15 protein-coding genes are annotated in these 16,847 nt (G+C 70.8%); 7 read left to right on the forward strand and 8 right to left on the reverse strand.

What is annotated here, in order from left to right; translation table 11 throughout:
- Nucleotides 1-191 precede the first annotated feature (191 nt).
- The gene (locus tag ACGFIQ_RS07815) at nucleotides 192-584 is read left to right on the forward strand and encodes a hypothetical protein (protein ID WP_393240879.1); all 393 of its coding nucleotides are present in this window, start codon (nucleotides 192-194) and stop codon (nucleotides 582-584) included.
- Nucleotides 585-963: 379 nt separating this feature from the next.
- On the opposite strand, the gene ACGFIQ_RS07820 is transcribed toward ACGFIQ_RS07815, so the two are convergent.
- The 4 genes from ACGFIQ_RS07820 to ACGFIQ_RS07835 form a co-directional block, all read right to left on the reverse strand.
- Nucleotides 964-1,836: an LLM class F420-dependent oxidoreductase gene (locus tag ACGFIQ_RS07820; protein ID WP_393240882.1), complete on the reverse strand. Its 873-nt coding sequence runs from the start codon at nucleotides 1,834-1,836 to the stop codon at nucleotides 964-966.
- A 373-nt stretch (nucleotides 1,837-2,209) separates the two neighbouring features.
- Complete coding sequence (locus ACGFIQ_RS07825) at nucleotides 2,210-2,713, reverse strand: hypothetical protein (protein WP_393240885.1); 504 nt, start codon at nucleotides 2,711-2,713, stop codon at nucleotides 2,210-2,212.
- Complete coding sequence (locus ACGFIQ_RS07830) at nucleotides 2,710-3,294, reverse strand: RNA polymerase sigma factor (protein ID WP_393240888.1); 585 nt, start codon at nucleotides 3,292-3,294, stop codon at nucleotides 2,710-2,712. The genes ACGFIQ_RS07825 and ACGFIQ_RS07830 overlap by 4 nt, the downstream gene beginning before the upstream one ends.
- A gap of 11 nt (nucleotides 3,295-3,305) precedes the next feature.
- Nucleotides 3,306-4,583, reverse strand: coding sequence for a S8 family serine peptidase (locus ACGFIQ_RS07835; protein ID WP_393240891.1), 1,278 nt, complete (start codon nucleotides 4,581-4,583; stop codon nucleotides 3,306-3,308).
- A 63-nt stretch (nucleotides 4,584-4,646) separates the two neighbouring features.
- Between ACGFIQ_RS07835 and ACGFIQ_RS07840 the strand changes: the two genes are divergently transcribed.
- From ACGFIQ_RS07840 to ACGFIQ_RS07860, 5 genes are all read left to right on the forward strand, one after another.
- Nucleotides 4,647-7,334 (forward strand): CHAT domain-containing protein, encoded by a 2,688-nt coding sequence (locus ACGFIQ_RS07840; protein ID WP_393240894.1) that lies wholly within the window; start codon nucleotides 4,647-4,649, stop codon nucleotides 7,332-7,334.
- Nucleotides 7,335-7,605: 271 nt separating this feature from the next.
- On the forward strand, nucleotides 7,606-8,682 hold the full coding sequence (locus tag ACGFIQ_RS07845; protein ID WP_393240897.1) for a trypsin-like serine peptidase: 1,077 nt from the start codon (nucleotides 7,606-7,608) through the stop codon (nucleotides 8,680-8,682).
- 413 nt (nucleotides 8,683-9,095) lie between these two features.
- Complete coding sequence (locus ACGFIQ_RS07850) at nucleotides 9,096-10,244, forward strand: acyltransferase family protein (RefSeq protein WP_393240900.1); 1,149 nt, start codon at nucleotides 9,096-9,098, stop codon at nucleotides 10,242-10,244.
- Nucleotides 10,241-11,383: an alanine racemase gene (alr, locus tag ACGFIQ_RS07855; protein ID WP_393240903.1), complete on the forward strand. Its 1,143-nt coding sequence runs from the start codon at nucleotides 10,241-10,243 to the stop codon at nucleotides 11,381-11,383. The genes ACGFIQ_RS07850 and alr overlap by 4 nt, the downstream gene beginning before the upstream one ends.
- Nucleotides 11,380-12,429 (forward strand): D-alanine--D-alanine ligase family protein, encoded by a 1,050-nt coding sequence (locus ACGFIQ_RS07860; protein WP_393240905.1) that lies wholly within the window; start codon nucleotides 11,380-11,382, stop codon nucleotides 12,427-12,429. The genes alr and ACGFIQ_RS07860 overlap by 4 nt, the downstream gene beginning before the upstream one ends.
- On the opposite strand, the gene ACGFIQ_RS07865 is transcribed toward ACGFIQ_RS07860, so the two are convergent.
- Genes ACGFIQ_RS07865 through ACGFIQ_RS07880 form a run of 4 tightly spaced genes read right to left on the reverse strand, consistent with a single transcriptional unit; the run spans nucleotide 12,422 to nucleotide 16,053 of the window.
- Nucleotides 12,422-12,913 (reverse strand): hypothetical protein, encoded by a 492-nt coding sequence (locus ACGFIQ_RS07865; protein WP_393240908.1) that lies wholly within the window; start codon nucleotides 12,911-12,913, stop codon nucleotides 12,422-12,424. The two genes, ACGFIQ_RS07860 and ACGFIQ_RS07865, sit on opposite strands and share 8 nt — an antisense overlap.
- Nucleotides 12,910-14,364, reverse strand: coding sequence for an ATP-binding protein (locus tag ACGFIQ_RS07870; protein WP_393240911.1), 1,455 nt, complete (start codon nucleotides 14,362-14,364; stop codon nucleotides 12,910-12,912). The genes ACGFIQ_RS07865 and ACGFIQ_RS07870 overlap by 4 nt, the downstream gene beginning before the upstream one ends.
- The gene (locus ACGFIQ_RS07875; RefSeq protein ID WP_393240914.1) at nucleotides 14,361-15,056 is read right to left on the reverse strand and encodes a response regulator; all 696 of its coding nucleotides are present in this window, start codon (nucleotides 15,054-15,056) and stop codon (nucleotides 14,361-14,363) included. Before ACGFIQ_RS07875 ends, ACGFIQ_RS07870 begins: the two co-directional genes overlap by 4 nt.
- A gap of 16 nt (nucleotides 15,057-15,072) precedes the next feature.
- Nucleotides 15,073-16,053 carry a phosphatase PAP2 family protein gene (locus ACGFIQ_RS07880; protein ID WP_393240916.1) on the reverse strand — a complete coding sequence of 327 codons (981 nt, stop codon included), beginning with the start codon at nucleotides 16,051-16,053 and terminating at the stop codon, nucleotides 15,073-15,075.
- 253 nt (nucleotides 16,054-16,306) lie between these two features.
- Here ACGFIQ_RS07880 and ACGFIQ_RS07885 point away from each other — a divergent pair, with 253 nt between their 5' ends.
- Nucleotides 16,307-16,813 carry a winged helix-turn-helix domain-containing protein gene (locus ACGFIQ_RS07885; RefSeq protein WP_393240918.1) on the forward strand — a complete coding sequence of 169 codons (507 nt, stop codon included), beginning with the start codon at nucleotides 16,307-16,309 and terminating at the stop codon, nucleotides 16,811-16,813.
- Nucleotides 16,814-16,847 lie beyond the last annotated feature (34 nt).

Raw genomic sequence — 16,847 nt, forward strand, 5'->3', positions numbered from 1 at the left:
TCGGATGCTGGCAGGCCGTGGTGCCATCCGGCAGATACCACCCTGAAACTACCTCAATCGTCATCAGACACAGGTGGACGCCGGCTTCCGATTGACCCGCCGGACTACGTCGTTTCAGGTGCTTGACGTGTCAATTTTCCGCCGGTAGTTTAAATTTGCATCTACAACAATCTATCTAAAGCAGGTGAACCGTGCTGTTGAAATCCATCGCCATCGCCATCGCCGCGTCCGTCGCAGGCGTGCTGGCCGCCGCCCCCACCGCCTCGGCGGCAGCACCCGGAGTGTCGATACAAAGCTGGGGGTCCGGGAACTGCCCGCAGGGCATGCTCTGCATCTGGCCCAACTGGAACCACCCGCCGCAGGGTCCCGTGGAGACGCCGTCTCTGACGACCAACAGCGAGTGGACCGGCAGCATCCAGGGATTCAACTTCTACAACGGCACAGGCCGCGACGCCGTAATATCCGGGTTCACTTTCGGCTCGTCGATTCCCTTCAAGAACTGCGCTCCTGCCGGCGGGACCGGGGGCGACCTGTATATACCGGTCAACGTGACGAAGGTGACCTGGCAGCTGACCCCCTGCTGATCCTCCACTGGGCCTTTCCGAGTAGGGACTTGGAGTAGCTGGCTCGATCGGCGGTCCGGACGCGCCCGGATCCGTTGCGGTGCACCGAGAAGACGCAGAACCCCGGCATGAAGGTGATCCTTCCCGGAATCACCGTCATCGAGGTTCTGCGTCGCAACGAGCGACACGTATGCCGCCATCCTGCCCGTACGCGAGGCGACCGTGTCGTTTCTGTCCGGCCTCCTGCACGCCGCCCAAGCGCCCGGCCTGCACTCGGTGTTGCTGGCCGCGAAGCCGAGGCCGACACCATCACGGTGGCGTTCAAGAAGCCACGCAACCATGCCTGCACCGACGTACAGCAGCAGTTCAACAAGGCCACAACGCGGTCCGCGCAGCGGGATCAGCCGACGTCGGCCAACCGGGGCAGCACCTCGTCGCCGAGCCGCTGGGCGAACTCCACCGGGTGCCGATCCGGCGTCACCTGCACCTCGGTCACCCCGAGCGCCGCGTAGTCGGTGACCTCGGCGAGGAACCCGTCGGTGTCGTCAAGTGGCGACCGGTCGGCGACCACCGTCTTCTCGATGGTGTCGTAGTCGCGGCTCTCGGCGGCGCAGTGCCCGCGCAGCACGTCCAGCTTGCGCGCCACGTCGTCGATGCCGGCACGGCCGAACAGGTTGCAGGCGTCGGCATAGCGTGCCACCAGCAGGAGGGTCTTCTTCTCGCCCCCGCCACCGATCATGATGGGCGGGTGCGGGCGGCGCAACGGCTGCGGTGAGTTGATGGTCTCGGCGAGCTGGTAGTGCTGTCCGTCGAACGGGCCGTCGTCGGCACTCCACATCTGCAGGCAGATGCGCAGCGTCTCCTCCAGCCGCTCGAACCGCTCGGCCACCGGCACCACCGGCACGCCCAGCCCGAGCTGCTCACGCTCGTACCAGGAGGCGCCGATGCCGAGGCGGGCCCGGCCGCCGGAGAGCACGTCGAGGGTCGTCACGGTCTTGGCCAGCAACCCCGGGTACCGGTACATCACACCGGTGACCAGCACGCCCAACGTCATCCGCTGGGTCTTCGCCGCGACGTAGCCCAGCGTGGTGTACGCCTCCAGCATCGGCTCCTCGGCGGCGAACACCGCGTCCATCTGGAAGAAGTGGTCCATCACCGTGAACGACGCGACGCCGGCCTGCTCGGCGGTGGTCGCCGTCTGCGCCAGGGTCGGTGCGATCGCGGCCGGGTCGGTCGGGGTCGAGTAGTTCCAGTAGTGCAGCCCAAGCTTCATGTGGCACCTCCGCAACGAGCCTAGTAGGGCAGCCGCCATTAGTAGTCTGACCTGCTGGGATGCGGCGGGGTGGTGCCCCATCGCCGGGATCAGTACAACGCCAAGTGTTGAACGATTACTCCGGTGGCGGGGGTGTGAGCCAGCGACTGCGGCGGTGATGACGTCGGCGACGGCCGGTGGGCAGGCGGCGACCTGGTCGGCGGTGACGGCGGTGTTGGGTACGGCGGTGAGCGGGCGTCAGGCCACAGCGGTGACCAGGTGCGAAAGGTGGTCGTGCGGCGTGCTCGGGCGGTGGTCTGGGTGCCCCAGACCTGCTGGGAAGATCCCCACGCCGACCGCGACGATCGTCGAGGGGGGGGGGAGGTCAGGTCAGTCAGCGCGGATAACGCAGGACAAGCCAGCTCGTCACCATGGTTCCTTCGGCGAGTATCGCCCGCAGCCGCACCGGCCCTGGCGCAGGCAGTGGCAACTCAAACCCGCCCAACTCGGCGAGTGGGGAGTGGCCGAAGACGCCTTGGGGGGTCTCGCCGACCACCTCGAGGAGAGGCTCGTCGGGGGCAGCCGGGTCGGTGCCGTCGATGGTGTAAACCTGTCCGACCAAGCCGGATTCGGTGACTTCGATGTCGATCGCGAGTCGGTCGGTGCGGAACGCCAGGAGGCGCGCGGAACCGACCGCCCGGATCGGACCGGCTGGCTCGGGATCGCAGGCTGAGTCGAACACCAGCTCCGCGAGGATGGCCTGGCCGTGGGTGCGGCCGATGTCGAATGCGGAAAACGCCTGCTGCCGGAGCAGTTCGGATGACAGCCCGCCGGGAGACAGGGCCGTGTGCAGATCGGTGACCAACCAACTGTCGTCATCCCACCGCCGCCCGTTCACCTCGTCACCGTCCGCCCACGCTCGAGTTGCGCGGCCACCGTCGGGCTCGCGCGGAGCTTGTCAAGGCACCGGCGTTGGGTGGGCCCGATGCTGCCGATACGCATGCCGGTCCTTGTCACGATGTCGCGGTAGCTCATCGGCGGCTCGCCGAGCAGCATGCCCAACAGCTCACGGCATCGGTCCGGCAGTTGGGCGAAGCCGGTACGCAGCGCGTGGTACTGCTCCTCGCGCAGCGCAGCCTCCATTGGGTCCAAGGGCTCGGACTCCCGGCTCATCAGCTCGTCTTCGCTGCCGACGAGGTGCGCGTGCTGGCCCGCGGTGCGTTGCACGCGCAGGCACTCGCGTCGGGTGGTGGTGTCGATCCACTTCGGCAGCGCTGCCGGGTGACGCAGATGCTCCAGCCACTCCACCACGCGCAGCCACACTGTCTGGTTGACCTCGGCGGCGTCCGGGCCGGTCAGCCCGCACTCCTCGATGGTCGCGACGATCATGGGCATCAGGTGGGTCACCAGCTCCTCCCATGCCCGCCGGTCCCCGCCGGCGGCCGCCCGGACGGTGGCGTCCAGATCGACGTGCGTCACCTGTTTACCGCTCACGGCACTACGGCGCCGTATCCGGCGTACGGCTTGGGTCCGACGCACAGCGAGGCGGCGGCGGCCTGCGGGCTGATGCCGAGGTTGGTGACCAGCTTGGCCATCCGGCCGATGGCGTACGGAACCGCGAACGAGGTTCCGTGCCAGGTTGCGAAACCGTCGAAGGACAATGGTCTCTGGTCGGGCGGGGCGAGCAGACCGGTGACGTACGGTCCTTGATGTCCGCCGATGGCACACAGGTCGACCCAGGGTCCGAAGTTGCTGTATTCGGTCGGCACCTGGCCGAGCAGGGCGTCCGTGCGCAGCGCCGCGACCGCGACGACACCCGGTAGCGCCGCCGGCCAGGTGGGCCGGGCCGATCCGGCATTGCCCGCCGCGGCCACCACCACCGGCGCCGCGCTCGGCGTGGGGGCGAGGCTGGCGATCGCGTTGGCCAGCGGCAACGAGGGCACGTTGCCCATGGTGTAGCAGCCCAGCGAGAGGTTGACATACGACACGGTCGGGTTCAGCGACGCCAGGGCTGCCGCGACCGAGGCCTCGTCGCCGATCCCGTGGGGGGTGAGCGCGACGGCCGGATCGAACATGATCGACGGAGCCGTCCGGCGCAGGACTCCGGCGATGAAGGTCCCGTGGCCTGCCTGCAACGCCAGCGTGGAGTTCCCCTGGTAAAGCTCATCGATGTCGGCCGGTGCGGCAGCGTAGCTGCCGGCGAACCAGAGCGGGTGCCTCTTGGTCGCGTCGGCCCAGATCCCGGTGTCGCAGATGCCTACGAGCTGGCCGGAGCCCGTAGAGCCCGTCGCCGGTGCGACGGACACCGCGAGCGACGCGGGCGCATCGCCCGGGTTGCCCATGATGTTGGGGTACCCGACAACGACGTGGTGCGGCTGCACCACCGGGACGGACGCGGTCCAGTTCGCCCGATTGCGCAGGTCATCCACGATCGCCTTGATGTCGACATTCACCCTGAACATGACCCGGGCGACACCTGCGAACGGGGCGCCGGTCGCGACGACGTACCCGAGGTTGGTCAGGCGCGCCATGACGCGGCCAAGGTCGGCGGGAGCGACCAGGAGCTGCCGGGGCCGATACCAGAACTCCTGGCCGGGCGTCAGGTGGGCGCGGATGTTGGGGTCGGCGGCCACGACAGACTGGAATGCCTGCTCGTACCATCCGGGAGCGGCGATCGCCCGCCCAGGGCGCAGCAGTGCTCCCAGTGCGGCGGCCCCTCCCGCCGCAAACACGGTCCGCCGACGCAGCCTTCCAGGCTCGATACGCATGGCGTGCCTCCCATCCTTGTGGGTGCCGATGCATCGTTGCCAAGGCTAGGATGTCTTTTCGCGATGGTCATCCATAAAGCCGACCGTATCAAGGCGGGCTCAGCCGCCTCGTCGGCTGCCGGCCGGCAGGAGCTGGCCGACCTCGCCGCGCGTGCGCTGGCGTTACGGCAGCACCAGCCGCGCGAGGCGATCGTCCTGGCTGAACAGGTCCTTGTCGGCTGCGGGCGTACTGGCTTCGCTCAGGAGCGATCCGTCGCCGAGCGGGCCCTCGGCCTGGCTCACAAGGAGATGAACGACCTCGTGGCGGCAGAGCGGCACCTACGTCGTGCGGTGGCCGCGGGTCGCCGCAGCGGGTCGTCGCAGATCTTGGCCATGGCCCAGATGAGCCTCGGCTATGTGCTTGCAGCCGCGGGGAGAACCGCCGCCGCGTACCACGCCGTGAGTGCCGCGCTGCCGCAGCTCGGCGGCGCCGAGGCCGGGCAGGCGCTGATGCAGCGCGGCGTCGTGCAACATTTCCGCGGCCGGTACGCAGAGGCGGCCGTCGACTACGGCGCAGCCATCGATGTCGCCCGAAGGGAAGGCGATCGGCTGGTGGAGGCCCGGGCCCGCAACAATCGGGCGGTGCTGCCGATCGGCGATCACGTCCTGTCGGGTGAAGCAGATCTGGAACGGGCCGCCGAACTCTTCGGCGAACTCGGCCTGGATCTTGCTGCAGCCGATTGCCGTTGGAACGTCGGGCATCTCGCGGCTCGCCGCGGCGACCTGGCCCGGGCGCTGGAGATCTTCGCCGACACCGAACGCCAGTACCGCCGCCTCGACGTGCCGCGCCCCGGCCTGCTGCTCGACCGGTTCGAGCTGCTCGCCGCCGTACCGCTGATCGGGGAGGCGGCGGCGATGGCGGAGTTCGCCGTGGCGGAACTGCACCGCCGAGGGCTTGACTCCGATCTCGCCGAGGCGTTGCTGGCCAGGGCGCGTGCTGAACTGCTCGCCGGTGACCCGCAGCGGGCCGCAGGCTCCGCGGCGGCGGCATACCGGAGGTTCCGGCGACAGCATCGCCCAGTGTGGTACGCATTCGCCCGCCACATCGAGCTGCGTGCCCGGTTCGCACAGGGTACAAGGACCCCGGCCCAGCTGCGCGCCCTGAGCGACAGCGCCGCCACGCTGGCCTCGGCCGGCCTGACCGGTCTCGCTCTGACGGCCTGGCACGAGGCGGCGACGGTCGCCTTCGCGGTGAACCGGCCAAGCCAGGCCCGAGCACTGCTGGCGCTGGCGGCCAGACACAGGCGCGGCGGACTGGCGGCAGAACGGGCCCAGGGCTGGCACGCCCAGGCGCGACTGCACCGCCTGGACGGCGACGACCGAGCCGCCATGTCCACGCTTCAACGCGGACTGTCCGTTCTCGACGAATATCGCGTGACCCTGGGCACGTCCGAGCTCCGGGCGCGCAGCAGCGCTCACGGGCAGGAGCTGGCCCGGGAAGGTCTGGAACTCGCCATCGCCACCGGAGCACCCGCACGGGTCCTGGCCTGGGCGGAACGGTGGCGCGCGAGTACCCTGCGGATCCAGCCCGTGAGTCCGTCGACCGACCCGGAGCTGACCGCGGCACTGGCCCGCCTGCGGGTCGCGGCCCGCGACGCCGAGGACGCCGCGCTGGCCGGCGGCTCGCAGCTCGCGGCGATGCTGCGCCAGCAGTCCGCACTCGAGGCCAACGTACGCGACCTGGCCCGACGGAGCCAGGGCGCCGGCACCGGAGACGGGACGCCGGTCTGCGTGCCTGACATCGCGGCGGTCACCGCTCAGCTCGGTCCGGCCGTTCTCGTCGAGCTGCTTAGCCACGGCGACCGGATCTGGGCGGTCCTGGTGCGTGACGGGCGGGCCAGCCTGCACGATCTCTGCGCGCTGCCTGCCGTGCTCAAGCACCAGGGACGCATCCGGTTCGCCCTGCGGCGACTGGTCACGCTGGGCGCCTCGGCCGGGGCGTCGGCGGCACTCGAGCACTCCACCGGCCTGGTCGACGCAGACCTGTTCGGCCCGATCCGGCGCAGGCTCGGCGACCTGCCATTGGTCATCGTGCCCGGCCAGGCGTTGTACGCGCTGCCATGGGCAGCACTGCCGTCCTGCGTGGGGCGTCCGGTCACGATCGCACCATCGGCCGCGACCTGGCTCGCCGCCACCCAACGGTCCGCACCCGGCGGGCGGCCGGTCCTGGTCGCCGGTCCGCGCCTGCCGGATGCGCTCAGTGAGGTCGCGGCACTCGCGGCGCTGTGGCCCGAGGCGACTGCGCTGGTAGGGGAGCAGGCTACGGTGGACACCGTCACCGCAGCCCTGTCCGGTGCGCGCCTGGCTCACATCGCGACGCACGGAACGTTCCGTGCCGACAACCCGCTCTTCTCGACCCTGGAGCTCGCCGACGGCCCGCTGTTCGCGTACGAACTGGAGCGGCTGAGCACGGCTCCGGGATGCGTGATCGCCTCCGCCTGCGAGAGCGGACGGGCCGAAGCCACCCTCGGTGATGAACTCATGGGCTTCGTCTCGGCACTGCTGGCGAGCGGCACCCGCACGCTCGTCGCGGCGCTGCTGCCGGTGCCCGCGGACCGCACCGTGGCACTGATGACCGAGCTGCACCGTCGACTGCGGGCGGGCACACCTGCCGCGCCCGCCCTCGCCGAGGCACAGCAGGTGTTGCGCGCCACCGGCGACCCGGTGGACCTCGCCACGGCTGCCGCTTTCGTGTGCCTTGGCGCCGGATAAGCGCCCGTGCGCGCCAATTGAACGGCAGGCCTACGGGCCGATGATGAGCCCAGAAACCGGTTTGTATCAAACAGCGACGAGTCGCCTCTGAATGGTGCGGACCTCAGCAGATACCTCGCTGCGGTGTGGGATCGTCCACAACAGTTACTGACCGATTCCCATTGAAAAACGTAGGCGCCGCGCTCATTGTGAAGCAAATCGCCGGATCGGAATCGAGGGCTCCACTCGAATTCAGGTCCGGCAACTCGACCCCGACAAGGGAGTGGTCTACATGCAACCCAGGAATATCGGGCGGCGCCTGAGGTACCTCATCCTGGCCCTGGCCTTGGCCCTGCCGCTGCTGACCGTCGGCCAGCCGGCGCAGGCGGCTCCGCACGCCGACGGTGACAGCATCCGTCAGGTGGGCACAGCCGTCAGCGCCGAGGCGTGGGCGGCCGGCAGGCAGCGGTACGGCGCGCAGGTGACTGCCGACGCGGCGATCGAGGCGTACTGGACGCCCGAGCGGATGCGCAATGCCAGGCCCGTCGAGGAGTCTCCCTCGTACAAGGCCGCGGCACGGCGTCTTGCCCAGAGTGGAGGGACCTCGTCTGCCGCGCCGACCAGCCGGTCCAGGCCGGTGGATGTGCCTCCGGTGGCGGGCCTGATGGGTACCCCGGACATGTCCACGCAGGCCATCAACCCGAACCTCGGCTCCAACCACCCGACCGCCCGGTCCAACGGCAAGGTCTTCTTCAACATGGACGGCGGATCGTGGGTCTGCTCCGGCGCGGTCATCAACTCGGTTGGCTTCAACACCGTGTGGACGGCTGGCCACTGCATCCACGGCGGCCCCGGCAGCAGTCTCGCCACCAACTGGTCGTTCGTCCCGGCGTACGACGATGACCTGGCCAACCCTCGGCCGCACGGCACCTGGACGGCCCGCGAGCTGTGGACCTGGAGCAGTTGGATCGACAACTCCAACTGGGAGGCCGACATGGCCGTGGCCATCATGAACACCCGCAACGGCGTCCACATCGTGAACCAGTTCGGGGGCCACGGCTTCCGTACGCACCAGGGCTTCACGGTCGGCATCAACAACTTCGGCTACCCGAGCGGCGCGCCGTTCGACGGCGGCAACCTGTTGAGGTGCAGCGGCAACTCGACCCAGTCCGGGGCGCGGATCCGCATCAACTGCGACCTGACCGCAGGCGCCAGCGGCGGCCCGTGGTTGATCAACTGGGATGGGAACTGGGGCTACCTCAACGGGGTCAACAGCACGCTCAACTCGTACGCGGCACCGACCCTGTGGTGGTCACCCTATTTCGACGACACCGCGTCGGAGTTGTACGACTTCACCGCCACTCACTGACCGATGTCCGGTAACGGATGTCTCGTCCCGGTAATGCGCCCTTGACCTGAGCGGGCCGGCTCCAATGGCGAGTGATCGAGCGACTGATCGCCATTGGAGCCGGCCCGCGGTGTGTCGGACGAGCTACTCGCAAAGCGTGGTGCGGTCGTTCTCTGTGGCGGGGAATCGGTGTGGTGCAGGGTGATCGCGTAGCCAGCCAAAACCCGCCGACCACGACACCCACTGGCGCAACTGGCGACGCCGCCACCAAGCCCGAGCACGCTGGTTCCACCAACGCACCCGAGAGTATTTCCTGGTCAACTAGCAAATGACGGCTGCCGTACCAGGGACGTGTCGAGGGCTGGCCGGGTCCATTACCAGATCATGACAATTCGTGGATCACGCGCGGATATCCGGCTGGCAGCTTCTGCTGAGTGATCCAACAGTTGTCTCCCACCGAGCCCCGGCCCGTCGACACGCGGCACGAAACGACGCGCGTCCGGTTTCGCCACCGGTACCGGACCGGGACCGCGCCCGCCGGCCGACAGTCGCACCGGGCGCGGTGGGCCGACGCGGCGAAGGGCGTCTGCATCATCCTCGTCGTGCTGTGGCACGTCGTCGTGAAGGACTACCTGCAGATCGACTGGCACGTGGGCGTACCGGTGCCCGGCCTGTGGGGAACGCTGGGTGAGCAGTTCCTGCCGCTGCGGATGCCGCTGTTCTTCACCATCTCCGGCGTCTTCGCCGCGAACGCCGCGCAGCGGCCCTGGCGGGTCGTCGCCCGCGGCCGGATCGCCGGCTTCCTCTACCTGTACGCCGTCTGGCTGCTGATCCACACCGCGATCCTCGCCGCCGTTCCGCAGTTGCCGACCGACCGCGCCACCACCGCCCGCGGCCTGCTGGAGCAGCTCACCATCACGCCGTCGAACCTCTGGTACCTGTACGCGCTGGCGCTGTACTTCACCATCGCCAAGGCGACCCGTCGGGTGCACCGGGCGCTGGTCCTGGTGCCCGCCGCAGCGCTGTCCGCGATCGCCGCCGCCGGCCTGCTCGCCACACCGGGCAACCGTGCCGGCCTCTACCAGAACCTGTTCTTCTTCCTCGCCGGCCTGTACCTGCGGTCGCGGATCGAGCGTTGGACGGCCACCGCCAGCCCAGGCCGCCTCGTGGTGACCGCGGGCGCCTACGTGCTCGCCCTCGCCGCGATGGCGGCGGCCGGCGCCCAGCAGTGGTTCGGCGTGTGGACGCTGGTCTCGGTCCTGGCAGTGATCTTCGGCATAACCGCCGCTGCCCGGCTGGCCCACTGGTCGGCGCTCAGCGAACCGCTGGCTAGGCTCGGCCGCATCACGCTGCCGATCTACGTCATCCACATGCCGGTCCTGGCCCTGCTGCACCGGCTGTTGCTCGTAGGTGTTTCCGGGCTGGATCGGTCCGCTCAGGGCCTGATCGTGCTCGGTTATCCGATTCTGCTCACCGGCTCGGTGATCGGACTGAGCCTGGCCGTGCACCGCGGGCTGCTGGCGGTTCGCGCCGGCTGGCTGTTCGCGCTCCCCGGCCCACGCCGGGCGGGGGCGTCCGGATGAGCGCCCTGGCCGAGGCGATGGTCGACCTCGGGGCGATCGCCGACAACGTGCGGGCCATCGCGTCGGTCACCGGCACCGACCTGATGGCCGTGGTGAAGGCGGACGGGTTCGGCCACGGCGCCGTGCAGGTGGCCCGTGCCGCGCTGGGTGCCGGCGCCCGCTGGCTGGGGGTGACCTCGGTGGCCGAGGCGCTGGCCCTGCGCGACGCGGGGGTGACCGCACCCACGTTGAGCTGGCTGCACCGGCCGGACGACGACTTCGGCGGGTTGGTCGACGCCGGCGTCGACGTCGGCGTGTCGACGACCACGCACCTGCACGCCGTCGTCGACGCGGCCCACCTGCTCGGCGTACCGGCGATGGTGCAGTTGAAGGCGGACACCGGTCTGTCCCGCAACGGGGCGGCCGGGGACGACTGGCCGGAGTTGGTCGGTTGGGCCCGCAAGTACGAGCGGGAGGACGCGATCCGGGTGCGCGGGGTGTGGTCCCACCTCATCGACGCGGACCTGCCGGGCGCCCCCGAACTGCACCGGCAGGTGGCGACCTTCGAGGAGGCGTTGCGGGTCGCCCGCAGCGCCGGCCTCGACCCGGAGCTGGTTCACCTGGCCAACTCGGCGGCCGCGCTGGCCGCACCCCGGACACGCTTCGACCTCTGCCGGATCGGGATCGCGCTGTACGGCGTGGACCCGTTCGGGGCGCGCGGTCCGGGCGAGTTCGGGCTGCGGGCCGCGATGACGTTGCGCACGAGTGTGGTCAACGTCAAGCGGGTGCCCGCCGGTACGAGCGTCTCCTACGGCCCCGAACACGTCACCGCCGCGCCGACCACGCTGGCGCTGTTGCCGCTCGGCTACGCCGACGGGCTGCCCCGTGCCACCGGCGGTCGCGCCGAGGTGTGGCTCGGCGGTCGGCGGTGCCCGATCGTCGGGCGCGTTGCCATGGACCAGTGCGTGGTCGACGCCGGGGACCTTCCGGTGGCGATCGGCGACCCGGTCGTGGTGTTCGGACCGGCCGAGGGTGACCAGAGCCCACCGACTGTCGTCGAGTGGGCCCGCTGGGCCGGCACCAACCCGCACGAGATCCTCACCGGGATCGGGCCCCGGGTGGCCCGCGACCACCTCCACGAAAGGGCACGGACTTCATGACGACCCGACTGGCAGTGCTGTATGGCGGACAGAGCGGCGAACACGAGGTGTCCCGCCGCTCGGCGGCGAGCATCCTCGCCAACCTGGACCGGGAGCGGTACCAGGTCACCGAGGTGCTCATCGACCGCGACGGCGGGTGGCACGTCGGCGGTCGCCCGACGACGCTGCCCCAGGCGCTGCGTGTCCTGCGCGCCCAGGACGTGGTCTTCCCGGCCCTGCACGGCCCGTACGGCGAGGACGGCACCGTGTCGTCGCTGCTGGAGTGGCTCGGCGTGCCGTACGTCGGCAACGGTGTCTTCGCCAGCGCCGCCGGCATGGACAAGGGTGTCACCAAGCGGCTTCTCGCCGCGGAGGGCCTGCGGGTCAGCCCGGGGGTGACCCTGCGTCCCGGCGAGGAGTTGTCGCCCACCGACCGGCAACGGTTGGACCTGCCGATCTTCGTCAAGCCGGCTCGGGCCGGGTCCAGCCTGGGCGTGGTCAAGGTGGACGACTGGGCGGGGGTGCCCGCCGCGCTGGAGCAGGCCCGCCAGGTCGATCCGAAGGTGCTCGTTGAGCAGGGGGCGCGCGGGCGGGAGATCGACGTGGCCGTCCTGCAGCACCCGGACGGGCGGGTGCAGGCCGGCCCGCCGCTGGAGATCCGGGTGACCGGTGCCGGCTTCTTCGACTACGACGCGAAGTACGACGGCGGAGCCGCCTTCCAGATCCCCGCCCCGCTCGACGCGGCGACCACCGAGGTGCTCCAGGACCGGGCGATCCGCGCCTTCCGCGCCCTCGACTGCCGTGGGCTGCTCCGGGTCGACTTCTTCCTGCCCGCCGAGGGGTCTCCCGAGCCCATCGTGAACGAGGTCAACACGTTCCCCGGTTTCACCGCCGCGTCGCAGTTCCCGCAGATCTGGGCGAAGGCCGGTCTCGGGTTCGCCGAGCTGATCGACATCCTGATCGCCGGCGCGCTCGTGGACCAGGACGGCGTCCGCCACGGCGGGCTGCCCCGGCCGGCACCGACGGCCGACCTGGCGGGCAGCGGTGGTCGGCGCTCGATCACCTGAGCGGACACCGCCGGGGCGGCCGGGCACCGTCGGACCCGACGATGGTGACCGGGGCGGAATTCTCCGCCAGGCCGAACCGGGCCGCGGCGTCGGCCGCCGTGCAGATGATCTGGTCGGCCGCTGTCGACGACAACGACCGCGCCGCGATTGTCGTGCGCACCCGGAGGCCGGCGGAGCGGTCGGCCTCCGCGGTCACCGTGACCGGGTCGAACCCGGTCGGCACCGCACTTGTGAGGCCCTGCTCGCGTTCGTTCTCCTGTGGACCGGCCGCGAGCAGGGCGAGCGCGTCGGCGGGCGACGCGTCCGCACTGGCCGGGCGCAGGACCAGCACGAGGTCGCCCTGCGCGAGCAGGTAGAGCCCGGTGCCCTGGTACGGGCCGCTGACCGCCTGCCGGCCCCTGATGACCTCGCTGGGTCGTACCCCGCAGCCGGTCGCGAGCAGGGTGAGCAGGAGGCCACCGGCGAGGAGGGCACGTCTGGTCACCGGGCACCTCCGGTGTCCGCCGTGTCGCGCGGCAGGCGGAGCGTGAACACCGCGCCGCCACCTGGTGCGTTGTCCGCGACGAGACTCCCCCGCCGGTCGCCGTGGCGGTGCAGGCGTGCGTTCTCCCAGGAGATGGCCAGGCCGAGGCCACTGCCCTCGGAGCGGGTGCGCGCGGTGTCGGCCTTGTAGAAGCGGTCGAAGACGTGCGGCAGCACCTGCGGGTCCAGTCCCGGCCCCTGGTCGGCCACCTCGATGGTGACCCAGTCCGGGTCGGCGCTCAGGCGTACGGACACCGGCTCGGCGCCGTGCCGGAAGGCGTTGGCAACCAGGTTGGCGACGATGACGTCCAGGCGACGGGGGTCGAGCCGGGCCACGACTGCGGGCGGCAGCTCCGCGCGTACCCGGTCGACCCAACCCCGGATCCGCAGGCTCGCGGTCACCGCCGCGGCCACGTCCACGTCGTCCAGGGCGAGCCGCGCGGTGCCGGAGTCGAACCTGCTGACCTCGATGAGGTCGTTGACCAGTTGGGTGAGGTTCTGCGTCTCCCTGCTGACCAGCCGGGCGGCTCGGCCGGCGTCACCGGGCAGGTGCTCCGCCTCCTCGTCCAGGACGTCGGTGACCGCCGTCATCGCCGCCAGTGGCGTCCGGAGTTCGTGCGAGACGTCGGCCACGAAGCGCCGGGCGTCGGACTCCATCCGCCGCAGCTCACCGACCTGTCGTTCCAGCGTCCCGGCGGTGTCGTTGAAGGTCCGCGCCACATCGGCCAGCTCGTCGGTGCCCCGGACCGTCAGCCGGGTGCTCAGGTCGCCCTCGCCGAGGCGACGTGCCGCCCGGCCCAGGTCGCGGACGGGTCGCAGCACACCCCGCGCGGCCAACAGGGCCAGCAGGACGGCGAGGATCAGGGACAGCCCGCCGGTCAGCCACGCCCGGGTGGCGAGCCGGTCGACGCTCTGTTGTTCGGGCACGAGGCTGCGCACCGCGTAGACCTCCAGCCCGGAGGACCGGGACGCGCCGTCGGGCTGGTCAAGCTGCAACTGGGTGCCGATGAGCAGCCACGGCTGCCCGTCGCGGGAGACACGTTGCCAGGCGATCCGGCCGTCGCCGACCTCCCGGCGCAGCTCGGGGGTGAGCGGATCGACGATCTCCGTGCCGCCCTGTGCCCACATGTCCCGGTAGACGACCACCGCGTAGCCCTCCCGGTCGGAGAGTCGCTGGGCCAGCAGAGTGAGGTCATCCTGCGTCGGCGGAAGCTGGACGATCGGGTAGACCTTGGTGAGTTGCTCGGTCAGCGACATCACGGCGGCGTCCTGCGCCTGTTGCAGGATGACGGTCCGGGCCTGGAAGTAGCTGCCGCTGGCCACGACCGCCGTCGTGGTCACCCCCAGCAACCCGAAGGTCAGGAGCAGCCGGACCCGCAGGCCCAGGACCCGGGCACTGGCCCAGCGGGTCACAGCGGCCCGAACCGGTAGCCGAAACCGCGCACGGTCTGGATGAGGACCGGCGCCGCCGAGTCAGCCTCGATCTTGGCGCGCAGCCGCTGGACGCACGCGTCCACGAGTCGCGAGTCACCGAGATATCCGTGCTCCCACACCGCCTCCAGCAGTTGCTGGCGGCTGAGCACCTGGCCCGGGGTGTGCGAGAGTTCGAGCAGCAGGCGCAGCTCCGTCGGTGCCAGGCTGACCGGCGTCCCGTCCCTGCTGACCACGAGCGCGGCCCGGTCGATGGTCAGCGGGCCGTGCTGTTCCACACCGGCCCGCTCGCCGGCGGGACGCCGCGACTCGCCACCGGCGCGTCGGAGCACCGCGCGGATTCGCGCCTCGAGCACCCGGGCCTGCACGGGCTTGACCACGTAGTCGTCGGCGCCGGCCTCCAGGCCCGCCACCACGTCCATGTCGTCGTTGCGGGCGGTGAGCATGATGATCGGCAGGTCGCCGAGTTGCCGAATCCGGCGGCAGACCTCGAACCCGTCCATCCCGGGCAGCATGAGGTCGAGGACCACCACGTCGGACGAGGTCGTGCGCAGCCGCTCCAGCCCCTGCTCACCCGTCTCCACCGCGTGCACGGTGTGCCCCTGTCGGGTGAGCGCCAACTGCAGCCCGTCGCGCACCGTCTGGTGGTCTTCGATCAGCAGCACCTGCGACATGTCGTCAAGTATCCCATCATGAGATCTTTTGTGGTCCGGTCGATGACCGTGGCCACGTGCGGCGACCAGCGGGAAGCGGACCAGCGAAATCCGTCGACCGCACCAGGAACACCACCGAACCCACCAGGAACACCGTCGACGCGCCGGCCACCACGATGGCGACGAGCGCCCCGCGCCGCACCGAGGTGGCCAGATCGGGCACGGCCACCACCAGCGCCCAGGCCGGCACGGCCAGGCCGAGTGCCGCCCCGGCCAGGCCGCGCCACCGGCTGCCGCCGTCCGGCCGGCCGTCCGTGTCCCGGTCGCCCCAGGCCGCCAGCGCCGCCGCGGCCAGGCAGAACACCGTCACCCCCAGCAGTACGCCACCGAGCGCGTCACTGAACCGGTGCCAGCCCGCGATCATCGTGGCCGCGGCGATGACCGAGACACCCGCCGCGCCCGGCACCACCAGCCACCGCCGGGCCCAGCCGGGCAGGACCAGCATGAACGCCAGCAGCAGCGCCGTCGCCGCCGCGACGTGGCCGCTGGGGAAACTGTTGTGGGTGGTCGAACTCTCGATCTGGAGATCCGGGCGGGGCAGCGCGGACTTCACCACGCCGGCCACCACCACCGCGCACAGGACCAGGCCCACGCCGACGACGCCCGCCACCAGCCGCCGACGGAGCACACCCACCAGCAGCACCACGCCGAGCAGGGCCGCGAGGAGTCTCGGGCTGCCGAACGCGGCCAGCACGGTCTTGGCCGGGCCCACCAGAACGGTCCGCTGCTCGTACCCCCCGCCCCGCTCGGCGCGCGGCAGGAGCGCGCCGTCCAACCACTGACCGGGGTACGTCCACACGAAGACGACGGCGGTGAGCGTCAGGGCGAGCAGGCCGCACAGCGACGCCGCGAGCAGCCGGAGGCTCAGCGGCACGACCGCGCGGGCGTGCGGCAGCGGTCGCGCCGGGTGCGGGCCGGGCGTCGACCGCCCGACGGGGTACGACGATCCGATGGACATGGCGCCCATGCTCGCCCCGCCAGGTCCGTACGACGTACACGGATTGTCTTGGTTCTGTCACAACCGCTCCCGCGCCGCCGCAGCCCGGCCCCGCGGGACCCGCGACGTGGTCAAATTCATCTGCTTGCATGCGGGAATGTTTTACCCGGTCGAGATGAGCCACCACTAGGGTCAGGACGCCGATCGATGTTTGTCCTCGACGGTGCGACAAATCCATCCGGAGTGAGTTGGGGAACCGGAAGGGGTGGGGGGAATGCAGGGAATTCCAGTCGCCAGCCTGGTCATCGGCATCGCGTCGTCACCGGCCGAGCGCCGACAGCTGGCCCGACTGCTCGGCGGAAGCGACGCCTTCCTGATCGTCTCGACCGTCGACCAGGCGCGGGAGTTTCTCGGGGTGGTCGACACGCCTCCCGGGGCGACTCCCCCGGCCACGGCCATCCGCGCCGAGGTCGCGCCGAGCCCACAGCCGCCGCCACCGGACCTGGCCGTCGACTCCGACCGCCGGGTGCTGCGGTGGCGCGACCAGGAGATCGACCTGACCCGTCTGGAACACGACGTCCTGCTCTGCCTGGTGCACGCACCCGGCCAGATCTGGACCTACGAGCGCCTGCACCTCGAGGTCTGGGGCAACCGGCACCTCGGCCGCAACTCCGACATGCACTCGGTGGTCCGCCGGGTGCGCGGCAAGCTGGCCCGGTTGAACGCCGCGGCGACGATCCACTCGGTCCGCGGGGTCGGCTTCCGGCTCGTCCCGGTCTGATCCGGCGGACACGGTCCGGCCCGCCTGGTCGGTG

The organism is Micromonospora sp. NPDC048898 (assembly GCF_043198035.1).
Taxonomy (GTDB): Bacteria; Actinomycetota; Actinomycetes; order Mycobacteriales; family Micromonosporaceae; genus Micromonospora.